The sequence below is a fragment of the Microcoleus sp. PH2017_35_SFW_U_B genome (assembly GCF_020737865.1).
Classification (GTDB): domain Bacteria; phylum Cyanobacteriota; class Cyanobacteriia; order Cyanobacteriales; family Microcoleaceae; genus Microcoleus.
The window spans coordinates 1-17584 of sequence record NZ_JAEQDE010000117.1; the positions used below are offsets into that span (position 1 = coordinate 1).

Below are 17584 nucleotides of genomic sequence, written 5' to 3' on the forward strand. Positions count from 1 at the left end.
ATACAGGTGAACCCTAATTAAATGTTTTGTAGTTACTCAATAATTCTTGTCCAATATACCATATTCTGTTAATATAAAGTTTAGATGCGTTCGCCCTGAGCTCTCAGGGATACGAAAGCGGCGGCAATTTCTATCAGAATGAAATTAAAGGTACAGATGGTAACGACATCCTGACAGGAATTCCTGGTAATAATGTTTCTTTAAAAGGAGGCAAAGGAAATGATATTTTGAGTGGCAACAGTGGCAACGATAAGTTGGAAGGCAGCAAAGGTGAAGATACCCTTGATGGCGGTGCAGGCAATGATATTCTCGAAGGAGGGAAGGGTAAAGATATTCTGACCGGCGGTATGGGTTCGGATTTATTTGAGCTGGAAGGGCGATCGGCTACAAATACTCTCGATATCGCTGATATCATCACGGACTTTCAAAAAGGCGCAGACATACTGAAGCTGAAAGATGGCTTAGGATTTTCTAACATTAATATCACTCAAGGAACAGAAATTTATGCTAGCGATACTCTGTTGAGGATAGCAGGCACTGGTCAATATTTGGCAGTCTTGAAAGGAGTTAATGCTGGAAATATTAACGCGACTAATTTCACTTATTCCTAATTGTAATACTGGCGCTAAAACCGTTTTTTTGCAACATGAATTACCCACTTTGACCAAAGAAACCGGGTTTTTTACCGAATCTGCGGGTGACAACGAAATATTTTCGCAAAAAAACCCGGTTTCTGCCTACTCGTGCGTCCAAGAATATCTGATTTGTAAACAACAAAACATCTGAAAAATAGGAGAATAAATAGATGGCTAGCGCTAACTTTCGCAAACTTCACCGCCAAGTTGCACCGATTATTTTCATCCCTTTACTCTTAACAGCCATAACGGGAGTTGCCTATCGGCTGGGAGAAGATTGGTTAGGCATAGAAGGTGATGCTGCTGAGATTTTTATGAATATTCACCAAGGAAGCTATCTCGGAAAGGAACTCAGACCATTTTATGTGCTTTTCCTGGCTTTGGGAGTGATTGGGCTGATAGTTACTGGTTTGACGATGACCAAATTTTTTGGTGGCACACGCCCTGAAAGACCGGGTGCTAAACTTGATTTTCGTAAGGTTCACCGTATTGCTACACCGATTATTGTCTTGCCTTTAGCAGTGAGTACAGTCACAGGTGTAATCTATCGAGTTGGCAGAAGTTGGTTTAAGATGCCAAAAGAGGTAGGAAAAGTTTTTCTGAATATCCACCAAGGAGAATATTTGGGAAATTTTTTGATGCCAATCTATGTGTTTTTGGTAGGTTTGGGTGTGATTTTGCTGCTGGTAACAGGAATCAATATGACTGGTATTTTTCGGAAACGCCGCCAGCAAACAACAGAGGAAGATAGCTAATATACATCTCCCAAAAAGCCTCTGAAGAACAGGCAGGATGCCTGTTCCACAATAATTATGGGAGATGTCTAATAGATTTGTTTTTCGGGGATAACTGATGAATATCGTGGTTTTAATTCTCTCTACAGTTGCATCTTTTTTGGGGAACTGGTATACAATAATTCTCTGGTCGCTGACCTTTAATTAAGATGAAAAATAGAAGTATTGAAACGGCAAAATCAAGTCTTAAGTCAAAAATTGTATGGAAAAGTCTGCTACAAGGAAGTCGCACCAGTACATTTTTTAGTGAAGTATTAAGTAACAGCGGTCACTTTTTAATTCTGAAGAGTTTATCAGACTTAATATTAGCTGGTTTCTTCAAATTTATCACAGACCCAACTGAATATTTACTAATAGTAGCAATGCTTGTTCAGGCTTGGTATCTGTCGAACTCGAAATGCCACCGTTTTTGGGGAAACCTGATCTGCGTTGGTATCTATACGCTGATTGATCTGCCGATAGACGGGCTAGATTTTTTCCAAAATCCTAGTCACGTTGTCTTTTGGTTATTTTCTCTGATGATTGCTACTTTGCAAGGATTGCGATTCCATTGGGCTAAGGGTATTGATGATTGGCTGATTCCACTGGAAAGTGTGGTACGGGCTCTGATGGTGGTAGCTTTTTATGTTGTGATTGGGATTAAGTCTCAATATTTAATTGCTAATTTAGAATTGATAGTGACATTTTCACGGACGGCAACGCACTGGTTTCTTACTTGGAGTATGGTATTTATCGGTTTGCTTTTGGGGTTGCAGTCGGTACAGATTTTCAAACAAAGAAAGCAGCTACAAAAAACAGATCAACTACTGGGAAACATGGCAGAATGGGGGATGGGAAGTCATGTAGTAGACACAGCGCTTAATAATCCAGCAGGTTTGGCTTTTCAAAAGTGCGATCGCACGATTTTATTTATGGATATTCGCGGTTTTACAAGTTGGTGCGAAAAAACTTCCCCTGAGACAGTTGCAGCGGTTATCAATGAATATTACCGTTGTGTTGAACCAGCCGCCGCCAAGTTTCAGCCTTTAAGAATAACTTTTACAGCCGATGAAATTATGGCGATTTATGCTACGCCACAGCAGGGAATTGCTGCGGCTAAATCTATGAGTAAAGCTGCTTTAGAAATGCTTGAATTATATGGAATTGGTGCGGGATGCGGAGTGCATTGCGGGAGCGTTATTGAAGGGCTATTTGGCGGTGCAGATGTTCGGACTTATACGGTGATTGGTGATGTTGTCAATACAGCAAAACGCTTAGAAAGTGCCACGCCTGGTGGTGCAATTACTATTTCTGATGCTGTTTATCAAGGGATGTCACAACGTCTAACGGTGGAACCTTGCGAACCGATAGTGGCGAAAGGTAAGACAGCAGCTTTAATTGCATGGTGGTTAATATAGCTAGCCGTCAGGAATGACGAATTTAATATTATTGATTTTTTCGACCATCGGACATGGTGGTTCCTGCCATACTTGCTCGATCGAGACTAGCACCATCCATGTTCGCATTGCGGAGGTTCGCATTAGAAAGATTGGCATCTCTCAAGTCGGAAAAGCGCAAGTCTGCACCGTCTAAATTAGTATTGGTCAAGTTAGCTTTCCTAAAATTACTATTGCTGATTCTCGCTCCTATTAAAACTGAGCCACTTAAATCAGTGCGTGCTAGGGTTAGTGTTGACAAAATCTGCTATAGCCTTTCTCAAAAAGATGAGGTATGACTGACAGCTTATATAACCGCTTAAACCAAGAGGGCTGAAGCCCAACAACATACCTCATCTTTCTGAGAACCGCTATATCTCGAAAGTACCTCCGCTGAGGTTAGCATCTGATAAGTCTGCTCCTGTAACGATCGGATTTTTTAAGGTGAGGTTAACTAATTTTACACCTCGGAGGTCGCAGCGGATGCAGCTTTTAGTTAGGAGCAGGGTTTCGACGTTGGCGTTGATTTGGTCAATTTCCTGTTGGGATACTTTTTCGGCAAATTCGGGTGAGACGTAGCCGAGGTTTTTGGGGTCGTCTTTTTTGGGTGGTTGGGGAGTTTTTGGTTGCCCGATCGCACTTAGTTTTTTTATATTTTATCATATTTGTGTTCACATCTCAGTTAGGATTGCTATAAGCTGTTAGTCATTTAAATTTATTGCCTCAACCCCTTACAGTATGGGATCTGGCACACAAATAGTGCATTTTGAATGTCGAACAGCTTAGCAATTTTTAATTGAATGAGCTATGGCCTTCTCAATTACTAATTACCGATTCTCAGGCAAATGAAACTTACTATATTTACCTTCCCATCCCCCGATTTGGTGGCTCCTCGTTCGGGACAGGCAAAGAAGTTGGTCTTACCTGCCGCTCCAAATACTTGCTCAAAGCGTAAGCGATATTACCGCGAGTCATCGGCTTCAAAGGATTAATTGCATTAGTTCCGACTTCAAGATTCACAAACCCTTCATACAGTGCAGTAGCCATAGACTTTCTAGCCCAACTAGGAATTTCCCCTGCATCTGGATACCTAGCTAAAATCTCGGCAACGGTGGCGTCTGGAAACTGAAAAACCCCATAAGCTTGAGCAAAAATCGCCAAAGCCTCAGCGCGAGTCACCCTTTGATTTGGGAAAAACATTCCGTCGCGATATCCACTCATAGTTCCCGTTTTCAAAGCAGTTTGAATCGCACTGTAAGCCCAGTAGCTTTTAGGTACGTCGGGCAATTCCATATCCGGTTTCTGAGCTGTTTTCCGCCGTTCCAAACCAAAAGTTTTCAGTAAAATTACCGCCAAATCGGCGCGACTGATAATGCTTTCAGCATTAAAATTGCCGCTAGAATCTTTATTCATCAATCCTGCATTGACAACCCGGTCGATCGGGTCAATTATTTGTTGAGATTGAACCACCGTTGGCACTCCTTGCGCTAGCGCGATCGCAAAAAAAACACAGACTAACTTTTTCACGATTTTAATCCTTTGTGCTGCTCAAACAATTATTAAAGCAGCAGCAATATTTTCTCCGGTTCCATCGGTATGATTCTGAGATTTCGACCGCCGGCTAAATAGCGGGATTTCATATTAAAATCAAATCTTTGCTTCCGGCAAAGCGCCCTGCATTTTACCCAACCAATCAATCAAATTATCCAACTGCTTTTCGGCGCTCAAAACAGCCATTCCGCGAATAGTAACCTTCCCCTTGCTGTAGACAAAACGAGAATGTAGATGTTCGGGCAAATTAGCCTTGAGCAAATTCCAAGCAGGTTCCTCCATCGGCGTTTCCAAGACAATGTGCTGCTTATTTTCCGGTTTAATCCGAGAAAAACCGATTTGCTTGGCGATTTGTTTGAGTTCGACAACACGAATTAGTTGCTGCGCTGGTAGAGGAATCTGCCCGTAACGATCGCACCAATCGGCCCGAATCTGTTGCAACTCTTCGAGAGTATTCGCAGAAGCCACAGACCGATAAGCGCTCATCTTTTGATCCAGATCTCCAATATAATCGGCAGGAATAAACGCCGTCAAACTGAGGTCGATTTGTGCATCCTCAACCTTGGGAATTTCCTGACCCTTAATTTCGCGAATCGCCTCCTCTAACATTTCAGCATATAAATCAAAACCGATCGCCTCCATTTGACCAGACTGTTCCGTACCCAACACATCACCAGAGCCCCGAATTTCCATATCCCGGACAGCCAACTGATAGCCCGATCCCAACTGCGCGAACTCTTGAATTGCCCGCAGCCGCTGCCTTGCAGCATCCGACAGTTGGTTCTGCTTGGGATAAAACAGCCAAGCGTGAGCTTGAATCCCCGCGCGTCCCACCCGTCCCCGCAACTGGTACAACTGACCCAAACCAAACTTCTGCGCGTCCTCAATCAAGATTGTATTGACGCGCGGAATATCCAAACCCGACTCAATAATCGTAGTGCACACCAAAATATCAAACTCTGCCGCACTGAAAGTCAGCATGATCGATTCTAGTTCCGCAGCATCCATTTGACCGTGGGCGATCGCAATTCTCGCCCCCGGAACCATTAGCTGCAAAGTATCGGCCAACTCATCAATCCCCTCAATCCGAGGTACAACATAAAAAACCTGACCGCCCCTGTCCAACTCTTGACGAATTGCAGTCCGCACCACCTCCAAATCGTAGGGGGCCAAATGAGTCTGAATCGGGCGGCGGCTGGGCGGCGGAGTCGCAATCAAACTCATCTCCCGAATCCCCGATAGAGACATATACAACGTGCGGGGAATCGGAGTCGCCGTCAGAGTCAGGACATCTACCTCAGTTTTCAGAGATTTAATCGCTTCCTTTTGCTTCACGCCAAACCGTTGTTCTTCATCCACCACCAACAAACCCAAATCCCGAAATTTAATCGCTTTACTCAAAACAGACTGAGTACCGACAATCACGTCTAACTCCCCAGTTGCTAGGCGTTTGTGAATTTCCCGGCGTTCAGTTTCTGTGCGGAAGCGATTGAGCAAACCAACTTCGATCGGATAAGGCGAAAAACGCTCTGAGAGCGTGTGATAGTGCTGTTGGGTCAAAATTGTCGTCGGCGCGAGCAAAGCCACCTGCTTGCCCGCTGTAATTGCCTTAAAAATAGCTCTTAGAGCAACTTCCGTCTTGCCAAAACCGACATCGCCGCAGACCAAGCGATCCATCGGTCGATCGCCCTCCATGTCACGTTTCACATCCAGAGTAGCCTTCAACTGATCCGGCGTTGGTTGGTACGGGAAAGAATCCTCTAACTCTTGCTGCCAAGGCATATCAGGAGGAAAAGCATAACCCTGTTGCTTAGCTCTTTTTGCGTAAAGATTCAGCAAATCTACTGCTACTTTCTTAACAGCTTTGCGAACTTTTGCTTTAGTTTTTTCCCAAGTTTGACCAGTCAACTTGTTGAGATCCGGCACTTTATCGCCGACAGTCCGAAACCGCGACAGCGCGCCCAATTGATCCGCCGCGACTCTCAGAGTACCGTCAGCGTATTGCAATACCAAATATTCGCGAGTTTCCCGATCGATCGTCAAGCGTTCCAACTTGAGAAACTTGCCCACTCCGTGCTGGCGGTGCACCACATAATCCCCCGGACTGAGCTTGTTCGGGTCAACCTTTTTAGAAGCGGCGCGGCGGCGCTTGCGAACGTAGCTAAATGTAGCGAGAGAATGCTGACCGTAGAATTCTCGATCGGTAATTAAGACAATCCGAAAAGTCGGCAGAATAAACCCTTCCAACTCTGCCAGCCCGCTGTACTTCAAAGCTACCGGAATGTGCTGCAACTGCAACTTGTCGATCGCCAAAAAATCGCGTGGATTCACCACAAACTGAGCCGGACAGTCGTGTTCCGACAGCAGAGAGACCGATCGACTCGGTTGAGCCGAAACCATAAACACCGTAAAACCGCGATCGCGCTCTTCCCGGAGCATTTGAGACAGCTTCGCGAATTGGTGAGGCATCACCGGCACAGGCCTGCTGGCCAAATTAATCGCAGGCGATAGCTGCTCGTTCCCGGAGGAACTTTTAATTTTTTGAATAGTAGAATCTTCTGCTAATTCTGAAAGTTCTAGCCTGTCAAAAGCTGCGACATCTGTGATCGATTCCGCAAAAGTGCGGTGAATTTTCGGAACCTTCAGATTAGCAATTGGCAATCTTGGCGTTTCACCATCAACAACTTCTGATTCCCGATTGCAACTTTCCCATTGTTCCTGGGCATTTTCAAACCAGCGGTCGCTGTGGCCTTCACATCCTTGCGGTTCGTCAACTACAACTAAAGTATTTTCTGGCAAATAATCCAACAAACAAGCTGGTTTCTCGAAGGCTAAACCTAACAGCCTGCGGACATATTTTTCTGCTTCATTTTCTATATCAACAGAGTCTATTTGGTTTGTTTTGTCAAGATTATTTTCAGCTAAAACTGCCTTAATAATTGCGTTAAAGCTAGTAGGAGTTAAAACTAATCGATCGACCTTATCGAGCGATCGCTGGTTCGACGGATCGAACTCGCGCAGTTGATCCAAAGTATCCCCGAACCATTCCAGCCGTACCGGCAACTCCGCCGCCACCGGAAACACATCGACAATATCCCCCCGGCGACTCCACTGGCCCTCCGTTTCCACCAAAGTCACCCGATCGTACCCCATGGAGGCAAGTTGGCGGTCAAGTATCTTTGAGTCTTGAACTTCGCCTCGTTTCAGCGTCAGACAGTAGGGTTCAAAGGCACTTCTAGGCGGCAAGTGAGGCTGGAGAGCTCTTTCTGTAGCTACAATTGCGATCGGCTTTGAGGAATTGGCCGTTTTTTGTTCCCGATCCACCAAATCCGCCAGAACCTGCATTTGCCCCCAGGTCATTTCGTTCTCGTCGGAGTAAGATAGCTCGTAGGGCGAAGCTTCCGAAGTTGGGTAAAAATGTACGGTTTGCCAACCCATCGCCTCTAATTGAGCTACCCAGCGGCCGGCTTCTTCCAGAGTTGCTGTCACGGCTAATAGGTTTCGCCCCTCTTGTTGTGCGAGGGCGGAAGCTACTAAACCTTTTGGTAAGCGGGCGATACCGTTCAGTTGCAAACAGTGATGCCGTTTGAGCTTGTTGAGAAGTTCTGTGGCTAGGGGCGATCGCCCCAATGTCCGAATTATCGAAGAGAAAGTCATGGGCTGTTAGTTTTTATCCCGATGGGCGAAGGATCTTCCCCGCTGCCTAGTAAGTTCGATTGTACGACAAACATCTATCATTGTCTCGATCGGCTGTTGGCAGTTCAACTCTACTGCGGGTAGATTTCTACTAGAAGCCTTGTCTGAATATCTGGAACTTGCGATCGAAATGAGCCCGTTCCGTTAATCTAGGGACAGGTTGACAACAATTTCGATTTTTGCGATCGAGATTGGCAGCTTCCGGGCTTATGCTTTAAGCGGGCAGTGCGCTTCGCCTTTACTACCGATAAATTGAGAAATGTCCCCAAGTACCGACCTTCTGATTGTTCTCCTGCTAGTTTTGCTCAATGGCGTGTTTGTGATGTCAGAGATGGCCATCATCTCAGTACGGAAGGTGAGACTGCAACAGATGGCTAACCAGGGTTCGACGAATGCCCGTGTAGCTTTGGATCTGGCTAATGCCCCCAATCAGTTCTTGCCGACTGTTCAAATCGGAATTACGCTGCTGGCTATCCTGTCAGGCGCTTTCGGAGAAACCACAATTTCTAGAAGAGTAGAGCCTCTGTTGCGCTTGATACCGGCTTTAGCGCCCTATGCTCAGCCGATCGCCTCAGTCATCGCAGTTTTAACGATCACTTATCTGACCTTAATTATCGGCGAACTCGTGCCGAAGCGGTTGGCCCTCAACAACCCTGAGCCGATCGCCTCAAGCGTAGCAATTCCCATGCGAATGCTCTCCAAAATTGGTGCTCCTGCGGTTTATCTGTTAAGTTATTCCACTGACTTGGTGATGCGGCTGATGAGGATATCGCCCTCGACAGAACCGCAAGTTACAGAAGAAGAAATTAAAGTTTTAATAGAGCAAGGAACCGAGGCGGGAACCTTTGAAGAAGCCGAACAGGACATGGTAGAAAGAGTGTTCCGTTTAGGCGATCGGCGAGTCAGCGCTTTAATGACTCCCCGCCCCGATCTGACCTGGCTAGATTTGGACGATTCAGTTGAAGAAAACCGCCAAAAAATGCTTGGCAGCGGTCATTCCCGGTTTCCCGTTTGTCAGGGCGGACTCGACAACGTTGTCGGTTTAGTACACGTTACAGATATGCTGTCGAGAACTTTGACCGGTCAACCCCTCGATTTAAGTGCTTCTTTGCGGAGACCTTTATTTGTACCCGAAAGTACGCGCGGTTTAAAAGTCTTAGAGCTTTTCAAGCAATCTAGCAATCAACTTGCCTTGGTAGTAGATGAATACGGTGTCATTCAAGGATTAGTGACAGTCAACGACATTTTAGTCGAATTAGTTGGCGACTTTCCCTCGATTGAAGATGCCGACGAACCGCAAGCCGTGCAGCGCGAAGATGGTTCTTGGCTGTTAGACGGAATGCTGCCGGTTGAGAATTTCTTTGAACTGTTTGGAATTGAAGAAGTCTCTTTAGAAAATAGGGGAAGTTACCACACAATGGGCGGTTTTGTGATTACAAATTTGGGTAAAATTCCGGCGGCGGCAGAGCATTTTGAATGGAACGGCTTGCGCGTCGAAGTCGTCGATATGGACGGAAACCGAGTTGATAAGATCTTGGTAATGCCGATCGAATCCACGGGCGATCGACCTAAAACCCAACCAAAAACCTAAAATCCATGTAATTTTAATCCATGGACATAATACCCGTAGGGGCGGGTTCACCAACCATCATCGCCGGAAACAAACAATCTCAAAAACCCGCCCCCACCCAACGATGAATCATCACCTACATTTAGAAATTAAATATAAATATCAGGTTGATGTGAATTATTCGTGAGAGTGGGGCGGGTTTTTATATATTGTTGGTTATCGTTATATCTTGTTGGTGAACCCGCCCCTACGAGCTCGCAAATTGTACAATCAATAATAAATCAACTGGACATAATATCACTTCTTATTTTTTCTTTCATCCTTCCGCAAAGCTTCCACAATAGAACTACCCACATAATTGCTAAAAATTACCTCTCCAGTTTTATTGTAATGACAGCAGCTATCTACATAAACAACATCTTTAGTCTTGTCGAACACCTTCACCCCATTCAAAATATTAATCTTATTTTTTTGTAAATTAGGAAACTTACCCAAAAGAGCCGGATATCCAATTTCCACAGCCTTAGCATAAGGAGTCTCTTTATTAAAAGCAATCCGCTTCTCGGCATCGCTAAACACCCTTTTTGTCTGATAATATTGATTCGGCTGGAGGACATGAAAATAAGGAACATTGCTAGCCGACAGCACTTTGTGCATAAAAATTGAACTTTTTGCCCAATTCCACGCCATTTGTTCAAAAGCTGCACCATCCTCTAAAACAGACTTATTTTTATTAATATACATCACACTACCCTCGTCATCTTGCTGAGTTTTGCTGCGTTCTTTTTCAAAGGCAATCACATCTCTTCGATAATTGTTGACTAAATTTTGAACGTACACAGAAGTCAAAGCATCGCACGCAGCTAAAGAGCAGTGTTGCAAACTTTCCAAACCCTCATTAATCTTAGTTTTATTTTCTTTGATTCTAATAGTTGCTTGCAAAGCCTTGGTAGAAAGGCTATTATTCGCCAAGCTAGTCAGCGGCGAAATGTGCTGAATGCTCGGCATCGCCAGATTAATTTGATTTTTATTGTTTAAATTAGAAAGTGCTACTTCATTAAAGCCATCTATATTGACTACTAGATCTAATTCTTGACCTAAGGCCAAAAAATAGTTTAAAATTAATAACTGTTGCGGCTGTTTGTAACCGCCTGTAGCAAAAGACAAAATTATAAATTCTTTGTCCTGTAAACCGGGAACCTGTTTTAGGTATTTAGGTAAAATTTTGTTTTGAATTTGAAATATAGAAAAATCTGAAGCCACGGAACCGCCAAAAATTCCGATCACAAATTGATTTTTTTTAAGCTTTTTAAAAGGGTAATCATAAGGAGAGATAAATCCGTAGTTATTCACCTTAAAACCAGGTCGAAAATCATCGCTGGGTCTTTGAATAAACCCAAAGAAAGGATGAAACCTTTCGACAATAGACTGATTCAGACGCACTCCTTCTAAATTAATTCCTAAAGCCGACTTATCTTGCACCTTTTCTCTAGTATAGAAAAATTGCTTGTGCTTGACAAAATACCATCCCAAGGAACCGAGTTCTAGGAAAACAAGTAAAAGCGCCAAGTTAATCAAAGTAATTTTGAGGATTTCTTGGCCTTTGTTAATTAACTTCAAATCTTTCATAAATATTTATTTAGACTTTCTTACTACTTTAATGATGGAACTGGAAATATAGTTTGCCAATACTTCCTCTCCCACTGAATTATAGTGACAGCAAGCATCTTTGTAAACAGTATCTTTTGTATTGTCCAAAATATTTACGGCACTAAACACATTAACCTGAGCCTTCTGCAAATCATCGACTTTGGACAACAGCACCGGATAACCTTTGTTTACTCCTGCGATGTACGGGCTGTCTTTGCTGATGGCAATTTCCTTTTCCTTGGCGGTAAACACTCGTTTAGTTGGATAATACTGGTTGGGCTGGATAAAGTGAAAATATTTAATGTTTCTACTCGATAAAATTTGATTCATGCCGATCGACGATTCGTACCAAATCGAGGCCATTTTCTCAAAAGCAGCAGCCTCTTGCAATACAGACTCAGCTTTGGGAATGTAGACTATACCGCTATTTACGCTGTCTGAGTTGGTTTGTTTGACTTGCGCGTCGTACTTGACAACGGCTTGCTGGTAATTGTTGACTAATTGTTTCACTCTCAGCGAGGTAACGGCGTGACACAAGGCAAGTTGACAATTTTGCAATTTGTCAATACCTGCTTTCAATTGTTTTTTGTTTTCGTTAATTTCGACGATGGAACTCATCACTTCCGGCGACACATTGCTTGCTAAACTTGTCAGCGGCTGTAGGTGCTGGACGCTGGGCATTCCTATTTCTAGTTGGGCTTTGTTGTTTAAATTTGACAGTGCTACTTCGTTAAAACCGTCAATATTGATGACTAAATCTAACTCTTGACCCAAAGCCAGAAAATAATTTAAAATCAATAATTGCTGGGGCTGTTTGTAGCCGCCGTTGCCAAAATTTAAAATGCGAATTTCGCGATCGGCAAATTCTGGATAACTCTGCAATTTTTTAGACAATCTTTGATTTATATACTCATCTACTGCAAAGTTGTTGGCGACTGAACCGCCAAAAACTCCGATAATAAATTGTTTTTTATTGGTTTTAATAAAGGGATATTCGTACAGGGAAAAAAACCCGTGTCTGTTGACTTTTAACTTTAATCTTTCATTGGTAAAAGCACCTTGTTTGAGAACGTAGCCAAAAAACGGGTGGAGTCTTTCTACGATAGATTCATCTAGTCTAATGCCGATACGTTCAATATCTTCGACTACTTTTTCTTTGGCTTTGGTTCTGGTATAAAAAAACTGCTTTTGGTTGATAAAGTAAAAAGCTAGGGACAAAGCTTCCAGACAAATAAAGGCGATCGCCAAATTGACGGCGATTAAAGTTAATATATTTTTGCCTTTTTGGAGTGGCGTTGAATCTTTCATGAAATTTGACTGATTGCGGTTATTTTTTTGGTACTTGAGACTGTTGCAAATTTTCGCACAGATTTCTGTTGATCAGGATGCTGGCCAGTCGGTGTCCGAGTTCGTTCCAGTGACCCCCACAGGGTATAGAATTATCAAAACCGTGGGCGCAGACTTGATATTTTTCTGTATAGCCTTTGAACTGTTCGGCTAAATTCAGTACCCGAAAACCCTCGCGCTCGCCCAATTTTTCCAGCCGCCTGTCGGGATAATATAAATCCTGAATGTTGTGCTTTGTCATCAAATCTTTTCGGACTTTGACATCCCCGAGAACTTGCATCGGATCGCCAATTGTCACAACCAAGAAATCAGCTTTTTTCTGCACGACTTCATTCCGCATTGTCACGATTAAACCCTCTGTCACCCTCCAGGCATCTTTCCAAACTGCATCCTGAGGTGGATTGAAGTTTTGGCTGCTCAAAGCGGTAAAATCTCCAGATAACTGCCGCTTTTTCCTATCTAAATCTACCTTTTTAATCACCTGCAAGATGCGGGAATTGTTGACCAAAAAACTGGGCATTCTATCTACAAAAGAAACTGCTCTTTCGTTGCGAGCGATCGGCGGCAGATTGCGAAAAGACATATCTGGTACTAACTTGCCGCTAGCATCGTAAACAAAAAATGGTCGATAATGGTCGTATTCCAGTTGCGGGGAATTGTTAATTACATCATTGCCAATAAAAAATGCCAGGACTACAATATCAGGACTGTAATCCCATACTTTTTTCCGCAGCATCATCAATTCTTGAGCGGTACCGTAACCCTGAACGCCGAAATTGATGACCTCAACTTTTTTGCGTCCCTTAACGGCGCCGCAGTTACCTAGCTTTCGTTCTAATTTTGACCAGAAAGTTTGTTCGACTGGTACCTGAATTGCTTCGGTGAAAGAGTCGCCTAAAACTGCGACGCGCAAGGTATTGGGAGGTTTGGTTTTGGTGTGTTCGCGATCGCGCAAACCGTCACTATTCACCTGTACAAAACTTACACCTTCCCCATTCCACTCGCCGGACACACCGGGTTTGAGCTTCCAACCCAAATCGCGATCGGAAGTGTGGAAACGAGTTGGCGCGGAGTCTACAACATCTCCTATTTTTGGGTAGCCCTCAACTCTAGCAACTCGCAATCCAATTTCACCGATTACCACCCCCATTAATAAACCGCCGAGTGTCAAACCTAAATTGACACCCAAATTCTTCAACTTGCTCATTCTTTCAAAACAGGGTATAAATAAACGGAGCAATTACAGAACCCTGACTCAATACAATCAAAGCTCCTAAAAAGACTAAAGTCACAATTAATGGTAGCAACCAATATTTTTGGCGTTCCTTCATAAACGCCCACAAATCTTTGAGAAAGTCTAATGTTGATTCAAACACTTAGAAAGGACGCTCCATGCTAACTTTTGTTCTTGCTTTACTCGGGACGCGGTAAGTATCCATTTTGGGATTTAGTTTGCGCCGCATTGCATCTTCGCCAAATATGCCTTTGATAACTCCCATCGGCCAAATTATCAGGTAAAAAACTATCCCCAGCACGATCGGCGTTTCGATTTTGTTGAGGGTAAGTCCAAACCACATCCACCCGTGGTAAATGGGATTGAGCGATTTCGGCGCAGCCAATGCTAACACAATTAGCACTGCGCCGATCGCCCAGGGCCACCAAGGTATAGAATCGCGCCGCAGCAAAGGTACTGCTAAACCGAACAGCACTGCAATTAAGCCGCCAATTAGCAGGCCGAAATCGCGCAGGCCTTTTTTATCGAGTTTTTTTATTTCGTCGCTCATTAGAAATTGGGAATGGGGCATTGGGAATGGGGCATTGGGCATTGGGCATTAGGTATTAGGTATTAGTCATTTATCAGTCATTAACACCAACAAATCACAAATAACCAATAACAAATAACCAATAACTAATAACTAATCTAGTTCAAATTCATTTTTCCAAGCTTCGTCTTGTTTCCAAGGAATTTGTTCCGATTTAGGAATTAAGAAATTCTCTAAAACCAGATAATCCATTTCGGTTCGCATAAAACAGCGGTAAGCATCCTCAGGAGTGCAAACAATTGGTTCGCCTCGGACGTTGAATGAAGTATTTACTAAAATCGAACATCCCGATCGCTCTTCAAAATGACTGATTAAGTCATAGTACCGAGGATTGGTTTCTTTGTGAACGGTTTGGATGCGAGCCGAGTAATCGACGTGGGTAACAGACGGAATTTCCGATCGCGGAATGTTAAGCTTTTCAATGCCAAACAACTGTTCTTGTTCCGCAGTCATAGGAATGCGGAGACTGGCTTTGACTGGAGCTACTAATAGCATATAAGGGCTGGAATGGTCAATCTCGAAATAATCGGCAACTCGTTCGGCTAAGATTGACGGTGCAAAAGGTCGAAATGATTCCCGATATTTAATTTTCAGGTTCATCACGGATTGCATTTTAGCATTGCGGGGATCGCCAATAATCGATCGCCCGCCCAGAGCCCGCGGCCCAAATTCCATCCGCCCTTGGAACCATCCGACGACGTTTCCCTGTTCCAAAATTTCCGCCAACTGTGGCATCAATTCTGCATCGTCCAATCGATGATAGCTAGCTTTGACAGCATCCAAATATTCCTGAATTTCTGTGTCAGTAAACCTTGGCCCCAAATACGAGCCGCGCATTTTGTCGTGACAAGTTAAATGAGCCACAGACTTCGCCACAGTCGCCACAGCTTGGTTTGTAGTAAGGACTTCAGTCCTCTCCTCCTTAATCTTATTTGCTACGAGTAGCTCATCAGCAACAGTACGAGTTTGTTCGCAATACTGATACCAAATCGCCAAAGCTGCGCCCAAAGCACCGCCAGCATCTCCTGCGGCAGGTTGAATCCAAATATCTTTGAAAATACCTTCCCGCAAGAGTCGGCCGTTAGCAACGCAGTTAAGAGCAACACCGCCGGCAAGACAAAGATAATCTACATCCAATTCTTTTTTAACTGTTCTGCACAGCCGCAAAACAACTTCTTCTGTAACAACTTGAATGGATGCTGCAATGTCCATTTCCCGCTGAGTTAATTTTCCTTCAGCTTTGCGTGGCGGCCCTTCAAACAGTTCGTCAAATTTTTGATTTGTCATGGTTAAGCCAACAGTGTAGTTGAAATAATCCATGTCTAAACGGAAAGTTCCGTCATCTTTGAGGTCGATTAAATGGGTGAGAATTTTGTCTACATACTTGGGTTCGCCGTAGGGCGCTAAACCCATGAGTTTGTATTCACCAGAGTTGACTTTGAAGCCTGTGTAATAGGTGAAAGCTGAATAAAGCAAGCCCAAGGAGTGGGGAAAATCGATTTCCCACTGAGGTGTAAGTTGGTTTCCGTCTCCTAGCCAGACTGAGGTTGTTGCCCATTCGCCTACGCCGTCGAGGCACAAAACGGCGGCTTTTTGGAAGGGGCTGGGGAAAAATGCTGAGGCTGCGTGGGATTGGTGGTGTTCAGTAAATAGCAGAGATGGCAGTTTATTGCTTTTGCAGTTTGCCATTTCTGCGAGCTCTCTTTTGAGCATGGTTTTGAGGTAAAGCTTTTCTTTCAGCCAGATGGGCATGGCGGTGAGGAAAGAGCGAAAACCTTTGGGTGCGTAGGCTAGGTAAGTTTCTAGCAGGCGCTCAAATTTGACTAATGGTTTGTCGTAAAAGACTATGCGATCGAGTTCCCGCAATTCTATGTTCGCTTCTTTTAGGCAATAGGCGATCGCATTCTTGGGAAATCTGGCGTCGTGCTTTTTGCGGGAAAATCTTTCTTCCTGCGCTGCGGCGATAATTTCTCCATCGCGAATTAAGGCGGCGGCGCTGTCGTGGTAGTACGCCGAGATTCCAAGTATGTTCATCGCTCTCCTCACAAATCGCTATGCGCTCGTATCAGATGTATTTAGAATAGCTAACGATTATAGCTTTAGTGGTGCAGATTTGGAGTTGAGTTTTGCGATCGCCTCTAATTTTAGCTGAATTGATGCTGGTGGGCGGCTGAGGTCGATCGGCTCTTTGACAGCATCCAGCTAGCGCCGGCGAATCCTGCGCGCCCAAGCTCTGAAGTAAGTGCCCACCGGAAATTGATAAAATTCAGCTACCAACCACAGCACTATGCCTAAATGGGACAAAAAGGCTAAGCCCGTCCAAGCTGCGGGGAACCACGACAAACGGCTGCCGGGAACCGGAGGAAAATAGTAAGCTGAAAGTCCGAGCAAGGTGGTGGGAAGGAAGACTAGACCGATCGCGGCGGCAAAATAAGACCATCCGAATTCTGTGCCTTCGAGGTGCGCTCCTATCCATTTTTTGCCGTCCCAGTGCCATGTTACGGGCGGTTGGCGATCGGCCATTTTCAGCGATTGTCTTTCTTCGCTAGCGGTAAAAATGTGCTGGCAGAAGTTGCAACCGAGGGCTTCCATCATCGGCATGGTGGAAATTTGACCGGTGCGACAGACAGGGCAGGGATATGTATCTTGATGGTTGAAAGGTCGGGTTGATGGTTTGAGAGTCTGCATGGATCGGGTTGCTTGTCAAGATATTGAGCGATCTTAACAGAGTACAGATGAATAGGTGCGATCGTAAGGTACGTAGTTGCGCTTCAGCGCTCTTTCGTAGATTTTGCAAAAGAGTGCTAATCGGACTTAACTCCAAAATTAAGGTACGTAGTTGCGCTTTAGCGCTCTTTCGGACATTGTAGAAAAGAGAACTAATCAAACTTCAGTCCAAATCTTAAGGTACGTAGTTGCGCTTGAGCGCTCTTTCGGAGATTGTGGAAAAGAGCGCTTAAGCGCAACTACGTACCTAATTGAAGTGCTCTTTTAGAGATTGTGAAAAAGAGCGCTTAAGCGCAACAACGTACCTAATTAAAGCGCTCTTTTAGAGATTTTGCAAAAGAGCGCTAATCGGACTTCAGTCCAAATCTTAAGGTAC

At 44.3% G+C, this 17584-nt stretch carries 16 protein-coding genes; 5 read left to right on the forward strand and 11 right to left on the reverse strand.

From position 1 onward, the window contains the following. Positions 1–179: 179 nt before the first annotated feature. The 3 genes from JGK36_RS28480 to JGK36_RS28490 all read left to right on the forward strand — a co-directional run bounded on the left by JGK36_RS28480 (position 180) and on the right by JGK36_RS28490 (position 2826). Positions 180–611, forward strand: a complete 432-nt coding sequence (locus JGK36_RS28480; RefSeq protein WP_293187170.1) for a hypothetical protein — start codon at positions 180–182, stop codon at positions 609–611. A gap of 194 nt (positions 612–805) precedes the next feature. Next, positions 806–1390: a PepSY domain-containing protein gene (locus JGK36_RS28485; RefSeq protein WP_293198755.1), complete on the forward strand. Its 585-nt coding sequence runs from the start codon at positions 806–808 to the stop codon at positions 1388–1390. A gap of 188 nt (positions 1391–1578) precedes the next feature. Continuing rightward, complete coding sequence (locus JGK36_RS28490) at positions 1579–2826, forward strand: adenylate/guanylate cyclase domain-containing protein (protein WP_293187168.1); 1248 nt, start codon at positions 1579–1581, stop codon at positions 2824–2826. Between the two features lie 28 nt (positions 2827–2854). Here JGK36_RS28490 and JGK36_RS28495 read toward each other — a convergent pair whose 3' ends face one another. The 4 genes from JGK36_RS28495 to mfd all read right to left on the reverse strand — a co-directional run bounded on the left by JGK36_RS28495 (position 2855) and on the right by mfd (position 8052). Continuing rightward, entirely contained in the window at positions 2855–3106 is a 252-nt protein-coding gene (locus tag JGK36_RS28495) for a pentapeptide repeat-containing protein (protein WP_293187169.1), read from the reverse strand. Between the two features lie 109 nt (positions 3107–3215). Next, positions 3216–3497, reverse strand: a complete 282-nt coding sequence (locus JGK36_RS34015) for a pentapeptide repeat-containing protein (protein ID WP_325314724.1) — start codon at positions 3495–3497, stop codon at positions 3216–3218. 208 nt (positions 3498–3705) lie between these two features. Further along, positions 3706–4371, reverse strand: coding sequence for an S-layer homology domain-containing protein (locus JGK36_RS28505; RefSeq protein WP_293186565.1), 666 nt, complete (start codon positions 4369–4371; stop codon positions 3706–3708). A 120-nt stretch (positions 4372–4491) separates the two neighbouring features. Then, positions 4492–8052, reverse strand: a complete 3561-nt coding sequence (mfd, locus tag JGK36_RS28510; RefSeq protein ID WP_293198757.1) for a transcription-repair coupling factor — start codon at positions 8050–8052, stop codon at positions 4492–4494. A gap of 298 nt (positions 8053–8350) precedes the next feature. Here mfd and JGK36_RS28515 point away from each other — a divergent pair, with 298 nt between their 5' ends. Continuing rightward, on the forward strand, positions 8351–9682 hold the full coding sequence (locus tag JGK36_RS28515) for a hemolysin family protein (protein ID WP_293186567.1): 1332 nt from the start codon (positions 8351–8353) through the stop codon (positions 9680–9682). A gap of 276 nt (positions 9683–9958) precedes the next feature. On the opposite strand, the gene JGK36_RS28520 is transcribed toward JGK36_RS28515, so the two are convergent. From JGK36_RS28520 to JGK36_RS28545, 6 genes are all read right to left on the reverse strand, one after another. Next, entirely contained in the window at positions 9959–11290 is a 1332-nt protein-coding gene (locus JGK36_RS28520; RefSeq protein ID WP_293198759.1) for a hypothetical protein, read from the reverse strand. 6 nt (positions 11291–11296) lie between these two features. After that, positions 11297–12619 (reverse strand): hypothetical protein, encoded by a 1323-nt coding sequence (locus JGK36_RS28525; RefSeq protein WP_293186571.1) that lies wholly within the window; start codon positions 12617–12619, stop codon positions 11297–11299. Between the two features lie 19 nt (positions 12620–12638). Then, positions 12639–13865, reverse strand: coding sequence for an SGNH/GDSL hydrolase family protein (locus JGK36_RS28530; RefSeq protein ID WP_293186573.1), 1227 nt, complete (start codon positions 13863–13865; stop codon positions 12639–12641). A gap of 4 nt (positions 13866–13869) precedes the next feature. Further along, entirely contained in the window at positions 13870–14034 is a 165-nt protein-coding gene (locus tag JGK36_RS28535; RefSeq protein ID WP_190734603.1) for a DUF5989 family protein, read from the reverse strand. After that, positions 14035–14442 carry an SxtJ family membrane protein gene (locus JGK36_RS28540; protein WP_293186575.1) on the reverse strand — a complete coding sequence of 136 codons (408 nt, stop codon included), beginning with the start codon at positions 14440–14442 and terminating at the stop codon, positions 14035–14037. Between the two features lie 132 nt (positions 14443–14574). Next, positions 14575–16515 carry a carbamoyltransferase gene (locus tag JGK36_RS28545; protein WP_293198761.1) on the reverse strand — a complete coding sequence of 647 codons (1941 nt, stop codon included), beginning with the start codon at positions 16513–16515 and terminating at the stop codon, positions 14575–14577. Here JGK36_RS28545 and JGK36_RS28550 point away from each other — a divergent pair. After that, positions 16508–16633, forward strand: a complete 126-nt coding sequence (locus tag JGK36_RS28550) for a hypothetical protein (RefSeq protein ID WP_293150229.1) — start codon at positions 16508–16510, stop codon at positions 16631–16633. The genes JGK36_RS28545 and JGK36_RS28550 overlap by 8 nt on opposite strands. 50 nt (positions 16634–16683) lie before the next feature. On the opposite strand, the gene JGK36_RS28555 is transcribed toward JGK36_RS28550, so the two are convergent. Then, positions 16684–17169 carry a hypothetical protein gene (locus JGK36_RS28555; RefSeq protein WP_293186578.1) on the reverse strand — a complete coding sequence of 162 codons (486 nt, stop codon included), beginning with the start codon at positions 17167–17169 and terminating at the stop codon, positions 16684–16686. Between the last annotated feature and the right edge of the window lie 415 nt (positions 17170–17584).

Excerpts from the sequence above, each read along its gene's own strand:
- JGK36_RS28485 (WP_293198755.1), top strand. The coding sequence starts at position 806 with ATGGCTAGCGCTAACTTTCGCAAACTTCACCGCCAAGTTGCACCGATT.
- JGK36_RS28490 (WP_293187168.1), top strand. The coding sequence starts at position 1,579 with ATGAAAAATAGAAGTATTGAAACGGCAAAATCAAGTCTTAAGTCAAAA.
- mfd (WP_293198757.1), bottom strand. The coding sequence starts at position 8,052 with ATGACTTTCTCTTCGATAATTCGGACATTGGGGCGATCGCCCCTAGCC.
- JGK36_RS28515 (WP_293186567.1), top strand. The coding sequence starts at position 8,351 with ATGTCCCCAAGTACCGACCTTCTGATTGTTCTCCTGCTAGTTTTGCTC.
- JGK36_RS28520 (WP_293198759.1), bottom strand. The coding sequence starts at position 11,290 with ATGAAAGATTTGAAGTTAATTAACAAAGGCCAAGAAATCCTCAAAATT.
- JGK36_RS28525 (WP_293186571.1), bottom strand. The coding sequence starts at position 12,619 with ATGAAAGATTCAACGCCACTCCAAAAAGGCAAAAATATATTAACTTTA.
- JGK36_RS28530 (WP_293186573.1), bottom strand. The coding sequence starts at position 13,865 with ATGAGCAAGTTGAAGAATTTGGGTGTCAATTTAGGTTTGACACTCGGC.
- JGK36_RS28540 (WP_293186575.1), bottom strand. The coding sequence starts at position 14,442 with ATGAGCGACGAAATAAAAAAACTCGATAAAAAAGGCCTGCGCGATTTC.
- JGK36_RS28550 (WP_293150229.1), top strand. The coding sequence starts at position 16,508 with ATGTTCATCGCTCTCCTCACAAATCGCTATGCGCTCGTATCAGATGTA.
- JGK36_RS28545 (WP_293198761.1), bottom strand. The coding sequence starts at position 16,515 with ATGAACATACTTGGAATCTCGGCGTACTACCACGACAGCGCCGCCGCC.
- JGK36_RS28555 (WP_293186578.1), bottom strand. The coding sequence starts at position 17,169 with ATGCAGACTCTCAAACCATCAACCCGACCTTTCAACCATCAAGATACA.